The sequence below is a fragment of the Piscicoccus intestinalis NBRC 104926 genome (assembly GCF_001515525.1).
Classification (GTDB): domain Bacteria; phylum Actinomycetota; class Actinomycetes; order Actinomycetales; family Dermatophilaceae; genus Kineosphaera; species Kineosphaera intestinalis.
This window is the reverse complement of sequence record NZ_BCNQ01000062.1, coordinates 1-21,464: the sequence shown is the minus strand read 5'-3', so window position 1 is coordinate 21,464 and position 21,464 is coordinate 1. Positions and strand designations below refer to the sequence as shown.

Annotated in this window: 18 protein-coding genes; 9 read left to right on the top strand and 9 right to left on the bottom strand. The window is 71.5% G+C overall.

Annotated elements, in window-relative coordinates:
• The first annotated feature begins 112 nt into the window (after positions 1-112).
• The 5 genes from PINTE_RS11280 to PINTE_RS11260 all read left to right on the top strand — a co-directional run bounded on the left by PINTE_RS11280 (position 113) and on the right by PINTE_RS11260 (position 5,119).
• Positions 113-1,330 carry a sensor histidine kinase gene (locus tag PINTE_RS11280; RefSeq protein WP_068430348.1) on the top strand — a complete coding sequence of 406 codons (1,218 nt, stop codon included), beginning with the start codon at positions 113-115 and terminating at the stop codon, positions 1,328-1,330.
• A gap of 9 nt (positions 1,331-1,339) precedes the next feature.
• Positions 1,340-2,512, top strand: coding sequence for a sensor histidine kinase (locus PINTE_RS11275; RefSeq protein WP_068430344.1), 1,173 nt, complete (start codon positions 1,340-1,342; stop codon positions 2,510-2,512).
• Positions 2,509-3,138, top strand: coding sequence for a response regulator transcription factor (locus PINTE_RS11270; protein WP_068430341.1), 630 nt, complete (start codon positions 2,509-2,511; stop codon positions 3,136-3,138). Before PINTE_RS11275 ends, PINTE_RS11270 begins: the two co-directional genes overlap by 4 nt.
• Before the next feature lie 211 nt (positions 3,139-3,349).
• Positions 3,350-4,867 (top strand): molybdopterin-dependent oxidoreductase, encoded by a 1,518-nt coding sequence (locus PINTE_RS11265; protein WP_068430338.1) that lies wholly within the window; start codon positions 3,350-3,352, stop codon positions 4,865-4,867.
• On the top strand, positions 4,868-5,119 hold the full coding sequence (locus PINTE_RS11260; protein WP_068430336.1) for an aldehyde dehydrogenase: 252 nt from the start codon (positions 4,868-4,870) through the stop codon (positions 5,117-5,119).
• 40 nt (positions 5,120-5,159) lie between these two features.
• Here PINTE_RS11260 and PINTE_RS11255 read toward each other — a convergent pair whose 3' ends face one another.
• From PINTE_RS11255 to PINTE_RS11235, 5 genes are all read right to left on the bottom strand, one after another.
• Positions 5,160-6,434: an MFS transporter gene (locus PINTE_RS11255; RefSeq protein WP_068430333.1), complete on the bottom strand. Its 1,275-nt coding sequence runs from the start codon at positions 6,432-6,434 to the stop codon at positions 5,160-5,162.
• Entirely contained in the window at positions 6,431-7,612 is a 1,182-nt protein-coding gene (gene argE / locus PINTE_RS11250) for an acetylornithine deacetylase (protein WP_068430330.1), read from the bottom strand. The genes PINTE_RS11255 and argE overlap by 4 nt, the downstream gene beginning before the upstream one ends.
• Before the next feature lie 122 nt (positions 7,613-7,734).
• The gene (gene glpK / locus PINTE_RS11245; protein WP_068430327.1) at positions 7,735-9,252 is read right to left on the bottom strand and encodes a glycerol kinase GlpK; all 1,518 of its coding nucleotides are present in this window, start codon (positions 9,250-9,252) and stop codon (positions 7,735-7,737) included.
• Between the two features lie 84 nt (positions 9,253-9,336).
• Positions 9,337-10,584: an MFS transporter gene (locus tag PINTE_RS11240; protein ID WP_068430324.1), complete on the bottom strand. Its 1,248-nt coding sequence runs from the start codon at positions 10,582-10,584 to the stop codon at positions 9,337-9,339.
• 78 nt (positions 10,585-10,662) lie between these two features.
• Positions 10,663-12,093: an APC family permease gene (locus PINTE_RS11235; RefSeq protein ID WP_068430359.1), complete on the bottom strand. Its 1,431-nt coding sequence runs from the start codon at positions 12,091-12,093 to the stop codon at positions 10,663-10,665.
• A gap of 323 nt (positions 12,094-12,416) precedes the next feature.
• On the opposite strand from PINTE_RS11235, the gene PINTE_RS11230 reads away from it, so the two are divergent.
• The gene (locus PINTE_RS11230) at positions 12,417-13,886 is read left to right on the top strand and encodes an NCS1 family nucleobase:cation symporter-1 (RefSeq protein ID WP_068430321.1); all 1,470 of its coding nucleotides are present in this window, start codon (positions 12,417-12,419) and stop codon (positions 13,884-13,886) included.
• Positions 13,887-13,934: 48 nt separating this feature from the next.
• Entirely contained in the window at positions 13,935-14,951 is a 1,017-nt protein-coding gene (locus tag PINTE_RS11225) for a ferredoxin family protein (RefSeq protein ID WP_068430318.1), read from the top strand.
• Between the two features lie 54 nt (positions 14,952-15,005).
• Here PINTE_RS11225 and PINTE_RS11220 read toward each other — a convergent pair whose 3' ends face one another.
• Complete coding sequence (locus PINTE_RS11220; RefSeq protein ID WP_068430315.1) at positions 15,006-17,144, bottom strand: DNA gyrase/topoisomerase IV subunit B; 2,139 nt, start codon at positions 17,142-17,144, stop codon at positions 15,006-15,008.
• Between the two features lie 353 nt (positions 17,145-17,497).
• Between PINTE_RS11220 and PINTE_RS11215 the strand changes: the two genes are divergently transcribed.
• Both PINTE_RS11215 and PINTE_RS11210 read left to right on the top strand, forming a co-directional pair.
• A complete protein-coding gene (locus PINTE_RS11215; RefSeq protein WP_068430312.1) occupies positions 17,498-17,707 on the top strand; it encodes a DUF7455 domain-containing protein in 210 nt (69 codons plus the stop codon).
• Between the two features lie 63 nt (positions 17,708-17,770).
• Positions 17,771-18,256, top strand: coding sequence for a DUF456 domain-containing protein (locus tag PINTE_RS11210; RefSeq protein ID WP_068430308.1), 486 nt, complete (start codon positions 17,771-17,773; stop codon positions 18,254-18,256).
• 157 nt (positions 18,257-18,413) lie between these two features.
• Here the strand turns inward: PINTE_RS11210 and PINTE_RS11205 are convergent, their stop codons facing one another.
• The 3 genes from PINTE_RS11205 to PINTE_RS11195 form a co-directional block, all read right to left on the bottom strand.
• Positions 18,414-18,860: an SCO2097 family morphological protein gene (locus PINTE_RS11205; RefSeq protein WP_068430305.1), complete on the bottom strand. Its 447-nt coding sequence runs from the start codon at positions 18,858-18,860 to the stop codon at positions 18,414-18,416.
• Positions 18,861-19,125: 265 nt separating this feature from the next.
• Positions 19,126-20,442, bottom strand: a complete 1,317-nt coding sequence (dinB, locus tag PINTE_RS11200) for a DNA polymerase IV (RefSeq protein WP_068430302.1) — start codon at positions 20,440-20,442, stop codon at positions 19,126-19,128.
• Positions 20,439-21,233, bottom strand: coding sequence for a methyltransferase domain-containing protein (locus PINTE_RS11195; RefSeq protein WP_068430299.1), 795 nt, complete (start codon positions 21,231-21,233; stop codon positions 20,439-20,441). The genes dinB and PINTE_RS11195 overlap by 4 nt, the downstream gene beginning before the upstream one ends.
• Between the last annotated feature and the right edge of the window lie 231 nt (positions 21,234-21,464).

Genomic DNA, 21,464 nt, shown 5'->3' with positions numbered 1-21,464 from the left:
ACTCGAGGCACCGGGCTGGTAACGGAACCTGTCGGGCACCGTTGCCGCGCCCCGTCCCGCCATAAACATCGGGTCTCAACCCTGTTGTCGCTCAGGCAACTACGCTGTCGGCGTGCCCCTGGCCTACCTGCTCGCGGTGATCATCCCGCCGACGCTGATGATCTACCCGGCAGTCGTGCTGCCGTCGACGGCCGCGATCGACGCCATCGGGTCGACGATGGGCGGGATCCTCATGGTGACGGCCAGATGGCGCCGGTTCCAGGGGCGTTCGTGGTGGCCGTTCGCGATCGCGATCTGCGTCGTGTGGCTGGTCACGGTCATCGCCATGGGCGTCAACGGCGACCCGGCGAGCGTGTGGCCGGGCGGCACGACGTGGATGCTCGTGCTGCTCTCGGCGATGATCGTCACGACGATCGACCGCTGGACGGTGCCGGAGTTCTCCCCGCTGCCCACGGGCACCGTGCTGTTCGCCATCGCGCTCGCCGGAGTCGGGCTCTTCTCCCCCATGCTCAACGGCCTCCGCCCGGGGCTGGGCATGCTGCCGCTCATGTTCGCCATGACGTCCGCCGCGTGGGGAGTCAGTTTTCTCCAGCGGGCCCAGCGGCGCCGGCTGCGGGCCGAGCGCATCGTCGTGCGCGACCGCGAGCGCAACCAGATGGCCCGCGAGCTGCACGACGTCATCGCCCACGAGGTCATCGGCATCGTCGTCCTGGCCCAGGGGGTGCGCGACAGCACCGCCGACCCCATGGCGCGGCAGGCCCTCGAGCGCATCGAGGGAGCCGGAGGCCGGGCCCTGGAGGGCATCCGCGCCATCGTCGCTGCCTCCCGCGAGGACGAGGAGCCGACCGCTCCCGCGACCGCCCCGCACAATCAGAGCCTCGACGACGTCGCCCGCCTGGTGGACGATTTCGCGCACACGACGACGGCCTCGCCGAGCCTGACCCGGCGCGGCGAGGCCCCGGTCGCCACGCCCATCGCGGCCGCGGCCTACCGGATCGTCGCCGAGTCGCTGAACAACGTGCATCGCCACGCCGTCGAGCCGCAGGCCATCGAGGTGCTGCTCGACACCAGCGGCGCCGCCCTCGTCATCGAGGTCACCGACGACGGTCACGACCCGTACGACGACACCGACCGGACCGGCTCCCCGGGCGGCGGATGGGGCCTGGAGGGCATCGCGGAGCGCGCCGACCTCGTCGGTGGCCACGTGCAGACCGGACCGCTGCCGCAGGGTGGCTGGCGGGTGCGCGCGGTGCTGCCGATGGAGGGCCCCGGGCCCGCCTCGTCGACGCTGACCCCACGCGCCCCGAGCGAGCCGCATGGCGCCATCTAAGCTGGCCAGGTGCGTCTGGCCCTGCTCATCGCCGTGCTCGGCCCCGGTTCGCTGCTGCTGTATCCCGTCACCGGCGCCCCGGGCCAGGGTGGCTTCTACGTCGACGTGGTCGGGTTGCTCTGCGGCGCAACGCTGTTGACCGTCGCGGTCGGCCGGCCGATCCGGAGCCGGTCCTGGTGGCGGCTCATCGGCGCCGTCGCCGTCGTGTGGGTACTGGTGGACCTGCTCATGCGCGTCGACACCGACTTTCCCTATCCGGGCGGCACCTCGTGGACGCTCGCGGTCGTCGCCAGCCTGCTGTTCGGCGCCGTCGACGAGTGGTTCACCCCCGATCACGCCCCGGTGCCGTCGGCCCCGGCCGCCGCCGCGTTGGCGTTCACCGCGGGGGCCGTAGCCGCACCGCTGGTCGGCGGCCTCGAAGGCCTGCCGGAGGTGCCGGTCATCGGCATCCTCACCGCCGCGGCCGTCGCCGTCGGGCTGCTCTACCGCCAGCAGCGGCTGCGGCTCGTGCGCCAGCGGGTCGAGGTGCGCGACCGGGAACGCCGCGAGATGGCCCGCGAGCTGCACGACGTCATCGCCCACGAGGTCGCCGGAATCGTCGTGCTCGTGCAGGGGGCACGGGCCACGACGAACGATCCCAGCACGGCCCAGCTGCTCGCCCGCATCGAGGGCGCCGGCGAGCGCGCGCTGCAGGGGCTGCGCGTCATCGTCGCCACCTCGCGCCAGGAGACGGGCTCCGGCTCGGCCGACACCTCTCCGCACCGGCAGGAACTCGTCGAGGTCGCCCGGCTCGTCGAGGATTTCGCCCACACGACGAGCGCGACCGTGCAGCTGCACCGCAGCGGGGACGAACGGGTGACGACGGCGATCGCGGCCGCCGCCTACCGCATCGTCGCCGAGTCGCTGAGCAACGTGCGTCGGCACGCCCACGACGCGCGACGCGTTGACGTCGTGATCGACAGCACCGGCGGCGACCTGGTGCTCGAGGTGCGCGACGACGGCACCGGCGACCTCTCGAACGAGCCGGCCGAGCTCGGCGGAGGCTGGGGCCTGCCGGGCATCGCCGAGCGCGCCGACCTCGTCGGCGGCCGCGTCGAGACCGGGCCCCGCCCCGAGGGCGGGTGGCGGGTGCGGGCCGTGTTACCGAAATCGGTGTTATCGAAGGAGGCAGGAGGCTCGTGAGCATTCGCGTCGTGCTGGCCGACGACCAGGAGATGGTGCGTTTCGGCATGGCCATGATCCTCACCGCGCAGAAGGACATCGAGGTCGTCGGCGAATGCGTCGACGGGGTGCAGGCCGTCGACACCGTGCGGGCCACCCACCCCGACGTCGCGCTGCTCGACATCCGCATGCCGCGCCTCGACGGCCTGCAGGCCGCGCGGCTCCTGACGCCCGTCACCAAGGTCGTCATCGTCACGACCTTCGACGACGACGAGCTCGTCGACCGGGCGATCGAGGCCGGCGTGTCCGGATTCGTGCTCAAGGACGCCGGACCGCAGATCCTCGTCGCGGCCGTGCGGGCGGCGGCCGCCGGCGACGCCCTCATCTCCCCCGAGGTGACCCTCGCGCTGCTCAAGCGCCGCCCGCGGGCCCGCCGGCCCGACTCCAGGCTCGATCAGCTCTCCGAGCGGGAGCTGCAGGTGGTGCGCCTGGTCGCCCGCGGCCTGACGAACGCCGAGATCGCCAAGGAGCTCACGGTCACCGTCGCGACCGTCAAGACCCACCTGGTCAACGTGTCGACCCGCCTCCAGGTGCGCAACCGCGTCGAGATCGCGGCCCTCGCCTGGTCCTCCGGCCTCGTCGAGTGAGACCGCTGCTCGAGTGAGCCCGTGCCGCCACGACGCCGGGGCGTGCTGGCTCCGCAGCCTCCCCTGACCTCGCCCAGGCGAGTGTGACCTACCTCACAATCAGCGTCGCTCATTGCCTACTTTCGCCGGTGGGGACCGGAGTAATGTTCAACCCCACCGCAGGTTTTGCACTTGCAAAACCGGACAATCTCCGCTTGAGCGAGTAGGCGCCATGAATCCCGACTTTCCTCTCTGGCTTCGTGCCGGGCACCTGATCAACTTCATCCTCATCGGGATGTTGTTGCGCTCCGGCTGGGAGATGCTCTCGTCACTGCCACGGCTGTGGTGGCGCAAGGACTGCGCCCCCGGCACCGAGTGGCTGCGGTTCACGTCGCGCAAGCTGCCGAAGGAGGAGGGTGTCTACACCTCCCTCATGGACGAGAAGTCGCTGTCTCCGCTGATCGGCCTGCCGGGCCGGGAGAACATCGGGCTGGGGCGGCACTGGCACGGCCTGTCGGTGATGTTCTGGGTGCTCAACGGCCTCGTCTACGTGACGCTGCTGTTCGCCACCGGCCTGTGGCGCCGGATCGTACCGACCTCCTGGGACGTCATCCCCGAGGCCTGGCATTCGCTGCTGACCTACCTCAGCTTCAGCACCCCGTCGATCGAGCACTTCACGCCGTACGACGCCCTGCAGCAGCTGGGCTACACGTTCGTCATCTTCGTCCTGGCGCCGTTCATGATGCTCACCGGCGTCGCGATGTCTCCCGCGATCCGCTCGCGTTACCCCTGGTACGTGAAGTTCTGGGGCGGCCACCAGGGCGCTCGGTCGCTGCACTTCATCGGCATGGTGCTGATGACCGGCTTCATCATCATGCACGTCTGCCTCGTGTTCCTCGTGCACCGCGAGCACAACGTCGTGCACATGGTGTTCGGTGACGTCGACACCGGGCGGGCCGCGCAGGCGATCACGATCCTGGTCGCCGTCGTCGTCGCCGTCGTCGCGTTCTGGATCTTCCTCAGCTACTGGTCGCTGGCCGACCGCCGCCGGGCGCAGCGCTTCACGGTCGCCTTCACCGAGTTCGGACGCAGGGTCTTCCTCAACTGGATGAAGCCGCGCAACCAGCACCAGACCACCTACACCGACGCCGACATCTCGCAGTTCCACTGGACCAACGGCCTGCCGCCCACGCCGGAGGAGTCGCCCGAGTGGCACGCGGCCCGCGAGGACGGGTGGAAGAGCTGGACGCTGACGCTCAAGGACGAGGTCAACGGCACGGAGACGGTGCTCACCCTGGATGACCTCAAGGCCCTGCCGCAGGTCTCCTACGTCGCGACCCACACGTGCATGCAGGGGTGGTCGGCGACCTCCCGGTGGACCGGGGTCCGCCTCCAGGACGTCATCGCGAAACTCGGCCCGAAGCCGGATGGTGCGAACTACGTGATGATCGAGTCGTTCGGCCTGGCGCAGGTGATGTACGACAACCGCCCCCGCGAACCCTTCTACGCCTGCATCGATCTGGGGATGCTCGCCGAAGACGACACGATCCTCGCGTACGAGCGCAACGGACACCCGATCGAGGAGTACCTCGGCGGTCCCGCCCGGGTCCGCATCGAGTCGGGGCACGGCTACAAGATGGTCAAGTGGGTCCGCTCCCTGCACTGGATCGCGGACTACTCGGTCTTCGGCGACGGCCAGGGCGGCACCCGCGAAGACTCCTCGATGCAGGCCTTCAACGGAAGGATCTAGGTGAGCGACGTCAGAATCGTCGAGACGCGGCTGCAGGTGGCCGGCGTGCGCACCGTCGACGACGTGAAGAAGGCCCTGCAGCCGCTGTTCGACATCTTCGCCGACGAGGGCATCGGGCAGGCGACCTTCGAGGTCACCGACGCGCCGACCGCCACCCTCGTCATCAAGCACCAGGAGTCGGCATCGGTCGACCGGGAGGCGGTCGCGGCCGCCCTGTCTCGGGCCGGCGACTATCGGCTCGTCGAGGGATAGCCGCGCGCCGGCCGAGTCCTGCTCGACCGGCGCAGCCGACTCAGCGCTGCCCGTACACCCGCCGAGCGATGAGCAGCCCGGCGATGGAGAGCGCCGCGACCGCGATGTAGTAGAAGCTCGGCGCCTGCAGGTTGTAGGTGACGAGCCACGCGAGGATCGTCGGGGCGAACCCGCCGAGCAGCGTCACGCCGATGTTGTACGCCAGCGACATGCCGGTCGTGCGCACCTGCACCGGGAACATCGCCGCGAGCAGCGACGGCAGGGGCGCGAAGTACGCGGCCATGAGGGCGCCGATGACGATCTCGGCGACGATGAGCGTGGTCACGCTCGGCGCGCCGGTGAGCAGCGCGAACATCGGGTAGGCCACGACGAGCCCGACGACCGCCGCGGTGAGCATGATGCGGGTCTGGCCGATGCGGTCGGCGAGCATGCCGATGAACGGCGACCCGACGAGCGCGATGAGGCCGGCCACCAGAGCGCCCGCGTACCCACTCCACGGCGGCAGCCCGAGATTGCGTTGCGCGAACGTCGGCAGGTACGTGATGAGGTAGACGCTCATCGTCGCCAGGCCGACGCAGGCGGCCGCGGTGAGCACGAGCGGGAAGTGCCAGCGGAAGGTCGTCGCCAGCGGCGAGTCGTCCGTGGTCGACTGCGCGAACTCCGGGGTGTCGTCCATGTGCAGGCGGATCCACAGGCCGACCGGGCCGATGAGCATGCCGAAGACGAACGGCAGCCGCCACGCCCAGTCGTGCAGCGTCTGCTGGTCCACCAGTGTGTTGAGCAGGAAGCCGGCCGTGGCCGCCATGAACATCGACGCGCCCTGGGTGGCCACCTGCCACGAGGCGTAGAAGGCCTTGCGGTCGGGGGCGTTCTCGGTCATGAAGGCCGTCGCGGAACCGAATTCGCCGCCCGCGGAGAAGCCCTGGATGAGCCGGGAGACGACGATGAGCAGCGGCGCGCCGATGCCGATGGCGGCGTACGTCGGCGCGAACGCCATGAGCGCCACGCCGAGCGTCATGAGGGCGATCGTCAGGGTGAGCGCCGCCTTGCGGCCGTGCTTGTCGCCGTACGCGCCGAGCACGATCGCCCCGATCGGGCGGACGAGGTAGGAGACGCCGAACAGCCCGAAGGTGATGACCAGCCCCCACGGGTCGGGCAGCTCGGGAAAGAACAGCCTGCTGATCACCGGCGCCATGAAGGCGTACACGATGATGTCGAACCACTCCAGGGCGTTGCCCAGGGAGGCGGCGACGACCGCCTTGCGGGCGGTGCGCCGCTGGTCGGGGGCCCACTGCACGTGCTGCGCGGAGCTCACCGGGCGGCCTCCGCACCCTGCGAGAGCTGCTGCGCGAGCCGCAGGACGAAGACCTCGCAGGCCTCGATCTGGCTCAGTTCGATGTACTCGTCGGGGCCGTGGGCCTGGGCGATGTCGCCCGGGCCGCACACGACGGTCTCGATGCCGGAGCCGGCGAACTGACCCGCCTCCGTGCCGTAGGTGACCTTGTCGTCGCAGTCGAGCGCGCCGAGCGACACCGCCAACCGGCCGGCGGGGGTGTCGGGGGCGGCGTCGAGGCCGGGCACCTGCGCGAGCACGTCGACCGAGACCGAGGCGCGCTCGTTCTCGGCGCGCATCTGCGTCTCCAGCTCGGCGGCGCGGGCGCGCACGTCGGCGATGACGTCGGCGGGGTCGACGGCCCCGATCGTGCGGAACTCGCAGGTCACCTCGCAGCGCTGGGGCACGATGTTGTTCGCGGTGCCGCCGGAGACCATGTTGACGCTGGCCGTCGTGTAGGGCACGACGAAGGCGTCGTCGAAGGGACCCTGCGAGCGCCACTCGTCGGCGCGTTCCCGCAGGTAGGTGATGAGGCGGGCGGCGTACTCGACGGCGTTGACGCCCTCGTTGGTCAGCGAGGAGTGCGCGGCGACGCCGGCGAACGTCACGCGCAGCACGTTCATCGACTTGTGCGCCTTGATGACGCGCATGCTCGTCGGCTCCCCGACGATCGCGGCGCGCGGGGAGAGCCCGAGGTCGGCGATCTGCTTGACGATGTGCGCGCCGCCGAGGCAGCCGACCTCCTCGTCGTAGGAGAGCGCGAGGTGGATCGGCTCGGCCAGCTCGGCCTCCCGCAGCTGCGGCAGCAGGTGCAGCACGACCGCGCTGAACGCCTTCATGTCGGCGGTGCCGCGGCCGTAGAGGCGGCCGTCGCGCACCTGCGCGTCGAACGGGTCGCTGCTCCACTCCTGCCCGTCGACCGGCACGACGTCGGTATGTCCCGACAGCACCACTCCCCCGGAGACCGACCCGTCGGCCGCCGGGATCGTCACGACGAGGTTGGCCTTGGCGCCGGTCTCGTCAGGAAAGATGTGCGGCTCCAGACCGTGCTCGCGCAGGTGCGCGGCGACGACGTCGATGAGCTCGAGGTTCGAATCGCGGCTGGTCGTGTCGATGGCGACCAGTCGACGGATCCAGTCGAGGGAGGCGGGAGAGGTCATGCCCGCCAGTCTGTCAGCCGCCCGGTGACGTCTTACAGCGCGGTGGCCGCTGCCGAGTCAGACAGGAGAAGCCCGGCAGATCCGGGCCGCGGCGGGTCACCGTTCGACCGGGTCGCGGCGGCTCACAGCACGTCGTCATCGACCCAGTCGAGGGTCTTGGTGACGGCCTTCTTCCAGTTGCGCATCAGGCGCTCGCGCTCGGCGGGCTTCATGCGGGGGCGCCAGCGTTCGCCCTCGCGCCAGTTGGTCGCGGCGTCCTTCTGCCCGTCCCAGAAGCCGACCGCGATGCCGGCGGCGTACGCGGCGCCGAGCGCGGTCGTCTCGGTGACCTCCGGGCGCACCACGTCGACGCCGAGGATGTCGGCCTGAAACTGCATGAGAGTTTCGTTGGCCGTCATGCCGCCGTCGACCTTGAGCTCCTTGAGCTCGACGGTCGCGTCGGCGTTCATCGCGTGCACGACCTCCGCGGTCTGGAACGCCGTGGCCTCCAGCACCGCCCGCGCGAGGTGGCCCTTGCTGACGTAGCGGGTCAGGCCGACGAGGGCGCCGCGGGCGTCGGGGCGCCAGTACGGCGCGAACAACCCCGAGAACGCGGGCACGAAGTACGCGCCGCCGTTGTCGTCGACGCTGAGCGCGAGGGTCTCGATCTCCTCGGCGCTGCCGATGAGCCCCAGGTTGTCGCGCACCCACTGCACCAGGGAGCCGGTGACCGCGATCGAACCCTCGAGCGCGTACACCGGGTCGCGGCTGCCGACCTGGTACGCGACGGTCGTCAGCAGCCCGTTCTTGCTGCGCACCGCCTCCCGGCCGGTGTTGATGAGCATGAAGGAGCCGGTGCCGTACGTGTTCTTGCCCATGCCGCGCTGGAAACACGCTTGGCCGAAGGTCGCGGCCTGCTGGTCGCCGAGGATGCCGGCGATCGGGCGGCCCGCCAGCACGCCCCGCTCCCGGCCCTCGCCGTAGACCTGCGAAGACGATTTGATCTGCGGCAGCATCGACGGCGGCACACCCATCGTCGCGCAGATGTCCTCGTTCCAGTCGAGGGTGTCGATGTTCATGAGCATCGTGCGGGAGGCGTTCGTGACGTCGGTGACGTGGATGCCGCCGCTCGTGCCGCCCGTCATGTTCCACAGCACCCAGGAGTCGGTGGTGCCGAACAGCAGGTCACCGGCCTCCGCGGCCTTGCGGGCGCCGTTGACGTTCTCGAGGATCCACGCGATCTTCGGCCCGGCGAAGTACGTCGCCAGCGGCAGCCCGGTGCGCTCCTTGAACCGGTCGATGCCGCCGTCCTCGGCGAGCCGGTCGCAGATCTTCTGGGTGCGGGTGTCCTGCCAGACGATCGCGTTGTAGACCGGCTTGCCGGTGTTCTTGTCCCACACGACGGTCGTCTCGCGCTGGTTCGTGATGCCGACCGCCTCGATCTGGTCACGGTTGACGTCGGCGCGCGCGAGGGCCTGCGCCACCGCCTCCCGCACGTTCTTCCAGATCTCCATCGGATCGTGCTCGACCCACCCGGCCCGCGGGAAGATCTGCTCGTGCTCCAACTGCCCGGTGGCGACGAGCCGCCCGTCGTGGTCGAAGACGATGGCACGCGAACTCGTCGTGCCCTGGTCGATCGCGAGGACGTAGGAGGAGGCCATGGGCTGATATTGCCAGCGGAACCGGCTCCGTAGGCCGTCCACGACCCGCGCGGTTGATGGCCCCCCAAGCCCGCGAGCGCCGACCTACAGCGGCGGATCCGTGGTGAACCGCGGGGCGTCGTGCCCGCCGCCGTAGCCGAACGGCTGCGCCGGAGGCCGGTTGCGCAGGTCGAGCCGGAAGCCGCGCCGCGCCGCCAGCACCAGAGCGGCGGCGACGAGGAACGCGAACGAGGCCACGTACCAGGAGATCTCGAACCCGACGGCGGAGACGACGAGGCCGAACAGCGCGGGCCCGAGCGCGCCGCCGACGAACGCCCCGGCCTGGATGACCGAGGACGCCTGCGTCGGGGAGTCGCGCCCGACCCGCGCGACGGCGAACAGGAACAGGCCCGGCCACGACCAGCCGATCGCGAAGGCGAGGAAGCCGAAGACGACGACCGCCCACACGTGTGGCAGCGCGCCGATGAGGGCCAGGCAGAGCGCCCCGGTCAGGATCATGCCGGCGACGATCGGCAGGTTGGCCCCGTACCGGTGGTCGGCCCGGTGCCCGAGCAGGATGCGCATGAGCACCGAGCTACCGGAGCCGACCGCGAGCAGCAGACCCGCCTGCTCGACGTTCAGGCCCACCCCGTGCGCCCAGCTCGCCAGGTAGGCCCCGAGAAAGTTGGCGCTCGCGCTGGCGAACGTGATCGCGACCCCGCACAGCAGCAGCGGACCGCGGGGCGCCCGGTCCGGCGGCTCCTGATCGGCCACCGGCGCGGAGACGGCCGCGGGCGGCGGCGGGCGCAGGAGCCCGACGAGGATGACGAACAGGCCGACCGCGCCGACGATGAGAAACGTGCTGCGCCACCCGAACAGCACGGTGGTCGTGGGCACGGCCAGACCGCCGAACATGATCGCGGCCGGCACCGCGCTCTGCTTGATCCCGAACCCCAGGCCGCGCCGGTGCGAGGGCAGGGCGGTGGCGACGGCCGCGTTGGCGTTGCCCTGGCACGCGGCGTTGGCGAGCCCGAGTACGGCCATCGCGGCGACCAGCGCCCACCAGCTCTGGGCGAGGAGGCCGATGACGGCGTGGCCGAGGGCCACGAGCGTGCCGGCGAGCACGAGCCCGAGGCGCGGTCCGAGCCGCAGCAGCGCACCGACTCCGAGGATCGTCGCGAGCGCCGCCGTCGCGAAGAAGACGCTGACGGCCAGGCCGAGGCGGGCCGGCCCGAAGCCCAGGTCGCGCTGGATGAGCACGGCCTGGGCGCCGAGCAGGAAGGGCGCGATGGCCCCGAGCACCGTGAGCCCGCTCGCGGCGAGCATGGTGCGCGCGGTGTCGCGACCGGCCACATCGGCTCCTGGGGGCGTTCTGGGGCGTTCCGGGTGTGACGGACCCCTGTCCGTCAGATCCTGCCGCCCCCAGGGGGTTCAGCGCACGTCGTCGTCGACGTTGCCGCCGAGCGCCTCGGGGTGGTGCGCGTACGTCGGCTTGGAGTAGACGGCGCGGTTGACGAACCACGTCAGCGCCCACAGCACGATGCCGATGACGAGCAGGACGCCGCCGACGACGTAGTCCTGGCCGTCGCGACCCGACAGGGGACTGGCGAGGTAGGCGCACAGGATCGCGCCGAGCACGGCCACGATCGTCGGGCACTTGAAGTGCTTGTGCTCCACGCGGTCCTTGCGCAGCACGAGGACGGCGATGTTGACGACCGTGAACACGCACAGCAGCAGGAACGAGGTCGTGCCACCGAGGGTGGCCAGGTCGGCGAACCAGATGAGACCGAACGCGATGAGCGTCGTGAAGATGATCGACACGTACGGGGTGCGCCGGCCCGGGTGCACCTTGCCCAGGGGCCGCGGCAGCACCTCCTCGTGCGCCATGCCGTACAGGAGTCGGGAGGCCATGAGCATGTTGATCAGGGCCGAGTTGGCGACGGCGAACATCGTGATGAACGCGAAGATGCCGACCGGGAAGGCCGGGGCGCCGGCGGCGACGACCTTGAGCAGCGGCGCCTCCCCCTCGCCGAGGTCGGCCGGCGCGACCAGCGTCACCGAGGAGATCGCGACGAGCACGTAGATGACGCCGGTGATCGTCAGGCCGGTGAGCATGATCTTCGGGAAGATCCGCGACGGGTCCTTCGTCTCCTCGGCCATGTTCACCGAGTCCTCGAAGCCGACCATCGCGAAGAACGCGAGCGCGGTGGCGGCGGTCACGGCGCCGAACGCGTTCTCCCCCTCGGGGAAGGAGATCTGCGTGAGCCGGGACGTGTCGCCCATCCCCTGCATGATCGCCCAGGCGCCGATCGCGATGATGATGAGCAGACCGGTGAGCTCGACGATCGTCAGCACGACGTTGAGCTTGACGCTCTCGGCGACGCCGCGGAAGTTGACGGCGGCGATGACGGTCATGAACGCGAGCGCCACGATGAGCGTGGCCGCCCCCTCGCCGAACCCGGCGACCTCGTTGAAGTTGCCGGCGAACGCCTTCGAGGCGCTGGAGGCCGAGGTCAGGCCCGAACACATGACGGTGAACGCGACGATGAACGTGATGAAGTGCACCCCGAAGGCCTTGTGCGTGTAGACGGCGGCGCCGCCGGCCTTCGGGTACTTCGTCACCAGCTCCAGGTAGCTGCACGCGGTGAGCATCGCGACGATGAAGGCGCACAGGAACGGGAGCCAGACCGCCCCGCCGACCTCGGCGGCCACCTTCCCGGTCAGGGCGTACACGCCGGTGCCGAGGATGTCGCCGACGATGAACAGCAGGAGCAGGCCGGGCCCGATCCGCCGGACGAGGCCGGGTTCGCCGCCCCGGCCCTCGTCGGGGGCCGTGGTCGCGGAGGAGTCATGTGCGGTCATGGCGGATAGCGTGCCGCCACGCGGCTCATCCGTCCACACGAAGGTGGGCATCATGCCGCGAATCGTGTCCGGCTCGTGACATGCCGCATCCGCCCGGCGCCCCCCACGCATCTCCCGTCGGCACCCGCCTCGCCAGGGAGGCCGCCGGCCTCGACCGCACAGCTCCGCGTGGATATATCCGCAGGTGAACCCTTGCGCGTGGCACGCGCCTTCCCTAGCGTCGCGCCACGCGGCCGCACCGGCGACGCGGCCGCCACGTCCGTCGGGTGCGGCGGCGAGCACCTGCCCCGCCGCCCCGAACCGCCCCCAGAAACGAGGCCCCGGTGACCACTCACGTCGACGACGGCGACCCCGCCGCCACCGTCTCCGCGGGCGATCCCGCCCTGTTCAACGCCGACCTGGCCCCGCTGCCGCGGTCCCGCCGCTCGTGGGGCTGGTTCGAGATCTTCAACGTGTGGTCCAACGACATCCAGTCGCTGGCCGGGTACACGCTCGCGGCGAGCCTGTTCATCACCGCGGGCATCAGCGGGTGGTGGGTGTTCGCGGCGGTGCTGCTCGCCGGGCTCATCATCAAGGTGCTGTGCGACCTCGCCGGTCGCCCGAGCGTCAAGTACGGCGTCCCGTACCCGGTGCTCGCGCGGGCGTCGATGGGCGTGCACGGCGCCCAGTTCCCGGCGGTCGTGCGGGCCGTCGTCGCGATCTTCTGGTACGGCGCGCAGACGTACTTCGCCTCGACCGCCGTCGCGCTCGCGCTCAACGCCGTGCTCGGCACCCCCGGCGGGCTGTTCCTCGGCATGACGTGGGTCGACTGGGTGTCGTACGTGGTCGCCTCGGCGCTGCAGATCTACCTGTTCCTCGGCGGCATCGAGAAGATCGCCGGCTTCCTCAACATCGTGGGCCCGGCCGTCTACGTCGTGATGATCGCGCTGCTCGTGGCGATCTGGAGCCGGGCCGGCTCCGACCTCGTCGACGCCGTCGGCTCGGTCTTCTCCAACTCCGAGGTCACCGGCTTCGCGGCCGTCGGCGCGTTCGTCTCGGTGGTCGGCACGATGGTGGCCTACTTCGCGGCGGTCGTCATCAACTTCGGCGACTTCGCGCGCAACGTGCGCACCGACTCCGCGATGCGGCTGGGCAACACGACGGGCCTGATCATCAGCCTCGCGCTGTTCACGTTCCTGTCGGTGTTCATCACCGCCGGCGCCTACATCGTCTACCAGGGCGGTCAGGGCGAGCCGCTGACGAACCCGGCCGAGATCGTCGGGCAGGCCGACAACGTGTGGCTGACGATCGTCGCGGCGATCACGCTGCTGCTGGCGACCCTCGGCATCAACGTCGTCGCGAACTTCATCCCGCCGGCGTACTCGCTGAGCAACGTCAACCCCGCCCGCATCAGCTTTCGCACCGCCGGGATCATCACCGGCGCCGCGGGATTCGTCATCGGCGCCCTGTGGGTCTCGACGATCTCGCGGATCGGCCTGCCGACCTTCGTCGACACCCTCGGGGCGGTGCTGGCGCCGCTGTACGGGATCATCGTCGCCGACTACTACCTGCTGCGCCGCTCGCACCTGGTGCTCGCCGACCTCTACACCACCCGGCCCGAGGGCACGTACTGGTTCGACCGCGGCTGGAACCTACGCGCGATCGGGGCCTTCGCCCTGGCCGCCGTGTTCTCGGTGGCGACGGTCTGGGTCGTGGCCCTCGCCCCGCTGGCCGGGTTCGCCTGGATCATCGGCGCCCTCCTCGGCGGGCTCTTCCACTCCCTCGCCATGCGCGGGCGGGTGCCCGCCGCGTGAGCGGCCCTCGATCGGCGCGCCGGGTTAGGTAGAGCTAACCTGGCGCCGATGACCGCACTCCCAGCGACGCGCCCCGCCGACCGGCGCCTGCCCCCGCAGTCCTGCTCGGCTCGGTGGGACGACGGCGACCTGCCGGCCTGGGGCACCGCCTCCCAGGCCGCGTTCTGGCTCGCCCTCGAGCAGCCGGGGCCGTGGGGGCGCAACGCGCTCACCGCCTCCCGGCTCGACCCGGCCCTCGGCGCCGAACTCGAGCAACGCACCGCGCGGGCCGGCGGGCGCACGCTGCTCATCCGCAAGCCCGGGTCGTCGGCCGACGCCCCGGTCCACGACGGGCATCGCGCGAGCCGGCCGCGGCGCATCTACCTCGCGGTCGGCATGCCGCAGGGCTCGCCGCTGCTGCTGACCGGCGAGATCGACGACCCGGCCGAGCTGCTGCGGCTGCCCTGGCGCGAGCTCGCCGAGGGGCACGCGCCCACCGCGCCGCTCGGTCTCGTCGCCCGGCTGCGTCCGCAGCGCCTCGGCGTGCTGCTCGTGTGCACCAACGCCAAGCGCGACCGCTGCTGCGCGTTCCGCGGCCTGCCGCTGGCCGCCCGCCTGCACGAGGCGGTGCCCGACCGCGTCTGGGAGTGCACCCACACCGGCGGCCACCGCTTCGCCCCCACCGGCGTCGGCCTGCCCTCCGGCCTGACCCTCGCGCGCCTCGACGAGCCCACCGGGCGCGAGCTGCTCGACTCCCCCGCCGGCACGCTGCCCGACTCGCTGCGCGACGCGACGCACCTGCGCGGCCTGGCCCACCTGCCCGCAGTGCTGCAGGCCGCGGACGCCTACGCCCGCGCCCGCTGGGACGTCGCCGACCTGCGGGCCTCCACCGGCGCGAGCCTGCAGCCCGGCGACCCGCGGCACCGCCCGGATCACCAGGTCGTCGCCGTGCACCCGCCCGCCCCGCACGCCCGCAAGCGGCTGCTCGCGGTGCGCACCCGCACCGACCCGGTCGACCGGCCCGCCTCCTGCGGCGCCGACCTCGGGCCGTCGCAGTTCTACGACGTCGAGCCGCTCGACGACTAAGGCGTCTGACGCGTCCGGTGGCGGCTGGTGACGGCTGGTGGCGGCTGGGTCGCCTCAGGCGTCGATGCGCTCGGAGTCGAGCCGGTGCGCGGAGTCGACGATGAAGTCCTTGCGCGGCGCGACGTCGGTGCCCATGAGCAGGTCGAACACCTGCTCGGCGCGCTCGGCGTCGGCGAGGGTGACCCGCCGCAGCAGCCGGTGCCGCGGGTCCATCGTCGTGTCGCGCAGCTGCTCGGCGTCCATCTCGCCGAGGCCCTTGTAACGCTGCATCGGCTCCTTGATCCGCTTGCCGCGCTTGTGCAGCGACGTCACCGTGCGCCGCATCTCCGCCTCGTTGTACGTGTAGATGAGGTCGTTCTTCGCCGAGCCGTTGTTGACGACCTCGATGCGGTGCAGCGGCGGCACGGCCGCGAACACCCGGCCCGCCTCCACGAGCGGGCGCATGTACCGGAAGAACAGCGTGAGCAGCAGCGTGCGGATGTGGGCGCCGTCGACGTCGGCGTCGGTCATGATGATGACCTTGCCGTAGCGGGCCGCGTCGACGTCGAAACTGCGCCCGGAGCCGGCGCCGATGACCTGGATGATCGCCGCGCACTCGGCGTTGCGCAGCATGTCGCCCACCGAGGCCTTCTGCACGTTGAGGATCTTGCCGCGGATCGGGAGCAGCGCCTGGAACTCGCTCGAACGGGCCGCCTTCGCGGTGCCCATCGCGCTGTCTCCCTCGACGATGAACAGCTCGGTGCGCTCGACGTCGGTGGTGCGGCAGTCGTACAGCTTGGTCGGCAGCGTCGAGGACTCCAGCGCCGACTTGCGCCGCTGGTTCTCCTTGTGCTGGCGGGCGGAGACGCGGGCCTTCATCTCCGCGACGACCTTCTCGAGCACCGCGCTGCTCTGGGCCTTGTCGTCGCGCTTGGTCGACGTCAGCCGCGCGGCCAGCTCCTTGTCGAGCACCCGCGCGACGATGGCGCGCACGGCCGCGGTGCCGAGCACCTCCTTGGTCTGCCCCTCGAACTGCGGCTCGGCGAGCCGCACGGTGACGACCGCGGTGAGCCCCGCCGTCACGTCGTCGCGCTCGAGCTTGTCGTTGCCGACCTTCAGCGCCCGCGAGCGCGCCTCGACCTGCTTGCGGACCGTGCGCAGCAACGCCTGCTCGAAGCCCGCGACGTGGGTGCCGCCCTTGGGGGTGGCGATGATGTTGACGAACGAGCGCACCCTCGTGTCGTACCCGGTGCCCCACCGCAGCGCGATGTCGACGCCGCACTCGCGGGTCACCTCGGTCGGCGACATGTGGCCGCGCTCGTCGAGCACCGGCACCGTCTCCGTGAACTGCCCGGAGCCGGTGAGCCGCCACACGTCGGTCACCGCCGGGTCCGGCGCGAGGTACTCGCAGAACTCCGTGATCCCGCCGTCGTGGACGAAGACCTCCTCGCGCGGCCCGGCCGCCTCAGCGGCCGCTGTCTGCGCGTCGTCCGGAACCGCACCGGGAGCGTCGGTTCGCTCGTCCCGCAACGCGATCCGCAGCCCGGGCACGAGAAAGCTCGTCTGCCGGGCCCGACCGGCCAGCTCCTCGTACGAAAACGCCGCGTCGCGCAGGAAGACCTGGCTGTCGGCCCAGTAGCGCACGCGCGAGCCGTGCGCGCCGCGCTTGGTCTTGCCGACGACCCGCAACTCGCTGCCCTCGACGAACGGCGTGAACGGCGAGCTCGGAGACCGACCGGCCGAGTCGTCGAACACCCCGGGCTCGCCGCGGCGAAAGCTCATGAGGTACGTCTTGCCGCCGCGGTCGACCTCGACGTCGAGCCGCTCCGAGAGCGCGTTGACGACCGAGGCGCCGACCCCGTGCAACCCCCCGGAGGCGGTGTACGAGCCGCCGCCGAACTTGCCGCCGGCGTGCAGCTTGGTGAACACGACCTCCACACCGGACAGCCCGGTGCGCGGCTCGACGTCGACCGGGATGCCGCGCCCGTCGTCGCGGACCTCGACCGAGCCGTCGTCGTAGAGCACCACGTCGATCGAGGCGGCGTGCCCGCCGAGGGCCTCGTCGACGGCGTTGTCGATGACCTCCCACAGGCAGTGCATGAGCCCGCGCGAGTCGGTCGAGCCGATGTACATGCCCGGGCGCTTGCGCACCGCCTCCAGGCCCTCGAGCACCTGCAGATGCCGGGCCGTGTAGTCGGTATTCGCGGCGGGCACAGGCGCTCTCCTTCGCTGGGGGCGGACGTGGGTCGCCGGTCAGGCTAGCGCGCGCGGCCGTCGGCTCCGCGCAGGCACACCCGACCGGGCCTCGGCACGCGGCCCGCACCGGCCGCGACGCGCCCGGTGCGGCGCGCGGTGACTCTCGCCACAGGTTGTCGGACGACGGGTATTTCACGCAGGTGACGGCGGGTGAGCACCGTGTTTCGATCTCGTCAACGCTTCGTCCGGATGGCGGTGTGAGACGCCGGGGAAGTTCCGCGCATGCTTGACTGTTGCTATTGGTGCAAAGGAACTACGAAGCGCACACCGCCGTGGTGTGCCGGTTCCCACGGAAGAGATGGAAGGCTGACGTGAGCGCTGCTCTTGCAACACCCCTGACCTCGGCCGACCGCTGTGACCGGTGCGGCGCCCAGGCGTACGTCCGCGCGCGTCTGGCGACCGGTGGCGAACTGCTGTTCTGCGCGCACCATGGGCGAGAGCACCTGCCCAAGCTGCAGGACGTGGCGGTCGATATCCACGACGAGTCCGACCGACTGCACGAATCGACCGCCCTCGACTGACGGCTCACACCAGCCCTCGCCGACGATCCTGATCGAACCTCCAACGACAAGAACATACGTCTCGTGAACATCACTGTCAGCGTGCTCGCGGGGTTGGCGATACTCGTCGGCCTCGCGGGCATTGCTATTCCCGTGCTCCCCGGTCTCATCCTGATCTGGGGAGCCGTGCTCGTCTGGGCTCTGTTCGTGCAGCACGCCGCGGCCTGGATCGTGCTGGTCCTGGCGTCCGCGCTGGCGATCGCCGGGTGGCTGCTGCAGTACCTCATCCCCGGGCGGCAGCTTCGCACCGCCGGGGTGCCGAACCGCTCGACGGTCTTCGGGCTGATCCTGGGTCTCGTCGGGTTCTTCGTCATCCCGGTGCTCGGTCTGCCGATCGGCTTCGTGCTCGGGGTCTACCTCGCCGAACTGATGCGCGTCGGCAGCGACCGCGCGTGGGGCTCGACCAAACACGCCGTCAAGGCCGCCGCCGTCAGCTACGGCATCGAACTCGTCACCGGCATGCTCATCGCCGGGGCGTTCGCCATCGGCGTGTGGCGGGTTCTCGTCTGACGAGGCCCGCGCCCTCCGGGGTGGCTTCGCTCGTGCGGCGGCTAGGTGATTCGAGGGCAGACGAAAGGGCCGGCTCCGGTGGAGCCGGCCCTTCGTCGTTCTTCAGCTGCGTTCGGTGGCGGCTCCCGGGTGGGCTCCCGGCGCCGCCGCAGAGGTGTCAGAAGCCTTGACCGTCCTGACGGCGCTTGTCCCACCGGTCCTCCATGCGCTGGGTGAACGACCCACCGGAGGACTTGCCAGGGGACTTCGGGCCCGGCTTGCCGCCGCGACGGCCCTTGGGGCGACCGGCGGTGGTGGCGGCGCGCTGCTGGCCCTCACCCTTGACGACCTTGAGGTCGCCGCCCTTGCGGGCCGGGGTGGCGGCCCAGGCGACGCCGCCGACCATGGCGACGAAGCCGAGCACGCCGAGCGGGATGATCTCGGTGGCCACGCCGGCGACGACGAGCGCGAGGCCGACGACCGCGACCACGGCGCCGACGATGATCCGGCGGCGGTTGGGCGAGTGGGCACTGCCCTTCATCTGACTGGCGAAGCGAGGATCCTCTGCATAGAGCGCACGCTCCATTTGTTCGAGCAGCTTCTGCTCATGCTCGGAGAGTGGCACGGGGACCTCCTAAATGCCCGAGTCATCGTTCGGTGGTCGCGCGGGTGACGACCCGATGCCGGGCGCCGCGGCGCGCGAACCGACGATGTTCCCATCGCCTCGTGCGACGGAAAACAGAGTGGATACCAGGATATGCCGACGAGGCCTAGTTAGCCAGGTGGGCAGCGTGGTAAGGGGTGGACGTTCGAGGGGAGCCGTTGGTTCCCGATCCGTGCTCGTTCACGACCGTCGCGGGTCGGGCTCACGGTCGGGCTCACGGTCGGGCTCAGAGCCGGGCTCGGTCGGGCTCAGGATCGCCGCGGGGCGCCGGCGCGTCTCGGTCTGGGCCACGATCGCCACCTTTGTCGCCGCTTTTGTCGCCACGGCCGCGCAGCCCGACGAGGCTCGCGGGCCGGACCACCCCGGCTCCGAACCGTGCGCTGGCCCGGTCGATCGCGAGATCGGCGTCGCGCCAACCGTGTTCGCGTTCGTCGAGGACGCCTTGCACGGGGGCGTTCTCCCGGTCGACGAGCCCCTCGAGACGCACGCCGACGAGGCGCAGCCGGGCCCGGTGCAACCCGAGGGCGTCGAAAAGGGCGCGGGCGGTCTCGTAGAGGTCGCGGCTGACGTCGGTGGGATCGCGCAGCGTGCGGGCCCGCGTGATCGTCGTGAAGTCGCTGAACCTCACCTTGAGGGAGACGGTTCGCCCCATGACCCCGGCGGCGCGGGCCCGGGCGGCGGTGCGTTCGGACAGCCGCAGCAGCCGCCGGTGGATCTCGGCCGGGTCGTCGATGTCGTAGGCGAACGTCTCGTCGGAGCCGACGCTGCGTTCGCGGTGCACCGGGGTGACGCGGCGGGGGTCGCGGCCCCAGGCCAGTTCGTGCAGCGCGGCGCCGTTCTCGCCGAGGGCGCGGCGCAGCGTGCCGACCGGGGTGTGGGCGATGTCGGCGACGGTGCGCAGCCCGAGGCGGTGCAGTTCCTCCTCGGTGCGCTCACCGACTCCCCACAGGGCGGCGACCGGCAGCTGCTGGACGAAGCCGACGACCTCGTCGACGGGCACGACGATGAGTCCGTCGGGCTTGGCCAGCCCGGAGGCGAGCTTGGCGACGAACTTGCTCGGCGCGACCCCCACCGAGCACGTCACGCCCTGCTCGTCGGCGATCGTGTCGCGCAGCTGCTGGGCGATCGTGGCCGGTGGGCCGAGGCGGCGCACGGCGCCGGAGACGTCGAGGAACGCCTCGTCGAGGCTCAGCGGCTCGACCAGCGGGGTGAGCTGGGCGAAGGTGGCCATGACGGCCTTCGAGATGCGGGCGTACAGCTCGTGGTCGGGGCCGATGACCGTGGCCTGCGGGCACAGCCGGCGGGCGCGGGACATCGGCATCGCCGCGGTCACGCCGAAGCGGCGGGCCTCGTAGGTGGCGGAGAGCACGACGCCGCGGGTGCCGCCGCCGATGATGACCGGGGTGCCGCGCAGCTCGGGGCGCGCCAGCAGCGACGCCGAGGCGTAGAAGGCGTCCATATCGACGTGCAGGATGCCGCAGCCGGTGTCGTCCGGCGGGCCGGGCGCCGACAGCGTCGGGGCGCTGAACTGGCGGCGGCTCACGGGGAGGCGGGCCGCCTGGCCACCGCGTGCAACGCGGCGCCGAGTCGCCCGAGCACGGCGTAGGCGGGGTGGTCGGCGATGACCTGCTCCAGGTGCAGCAGGGCGGCGCGGTCGGCCTCGGTGTCGACCATCGCGGCGGGCACGAGGTCGCCGAAGAGCCGCACACCGTGGGTCTGCACGACCTCCAGGCCGGCGTCGGTCAGCAGGTCACTCACCTGCTCGGCGTCGAACCGGCGCGGCATCGGGTCGCCGGCGCCCCAGCGGCCGTCGACGCTGGTCAACACGGCCTCGGCCTGCTCGAAGCGGCCCGCGAGCGCGCGGGCCAGCACGGCGGCCAGGCGCTGGGCGACGACGAGGCTGAGGATGCCGCCCGGTGCGAGCGCCCCGGCGAGGGAGTGCGCGGCGGCCGCGATCGCGGCGTCGTCGTCGAGCACCTCGAGCACCCCGTGGCAGGTGACCAGGTCGACCGCGCCGGCGGGCACGAGGTCGGGCAGGGTGGCGGCGTCGCCCTGCACCGCGACGATCCGCTCCGCGACCCCGACCTCCCGCGCGCGACGCTCCAGCGACGCCAGCGCGTCGGGACTCGGGTCGACGACCGTCACCTCGTGCCCCAGCTCGGCCAGCGGCACGGCCAGCCCGCCGGAGCCGCCGCCGAGGTCGACGACCCGCAGCGAGGCGTCGTCGCCGAACGCGGTGCGCGTGGCCGCGAGCACCGCTGCCCAGATCGGTGCGGTGCGGATCGAGGTGTCCAGCCCGCCGCGGCGGGTCACTGCGCGTTGTTCGTCGTTCATCGCTGCGGGCTCCTCGAGGCTCCGGTGTGGTGCCGGTCGGGTCGGGTTCGGGCGGTTCGGTCGGGTCGGTCGTGCCGGGGCGGTTGGCGGTCGGTCGTGCCGATCGTCCTGGGACGGTTGGCGGGTCGGTCGGTTGGGTCGGGCGGGCCGGTCGTCCCGATCGTCCCGCGGTCGGGACGGTCGGGTCGGTCGGGTTGGCAGTCGGTCGGTCGGGCGGGCCGGGTAGCCGCC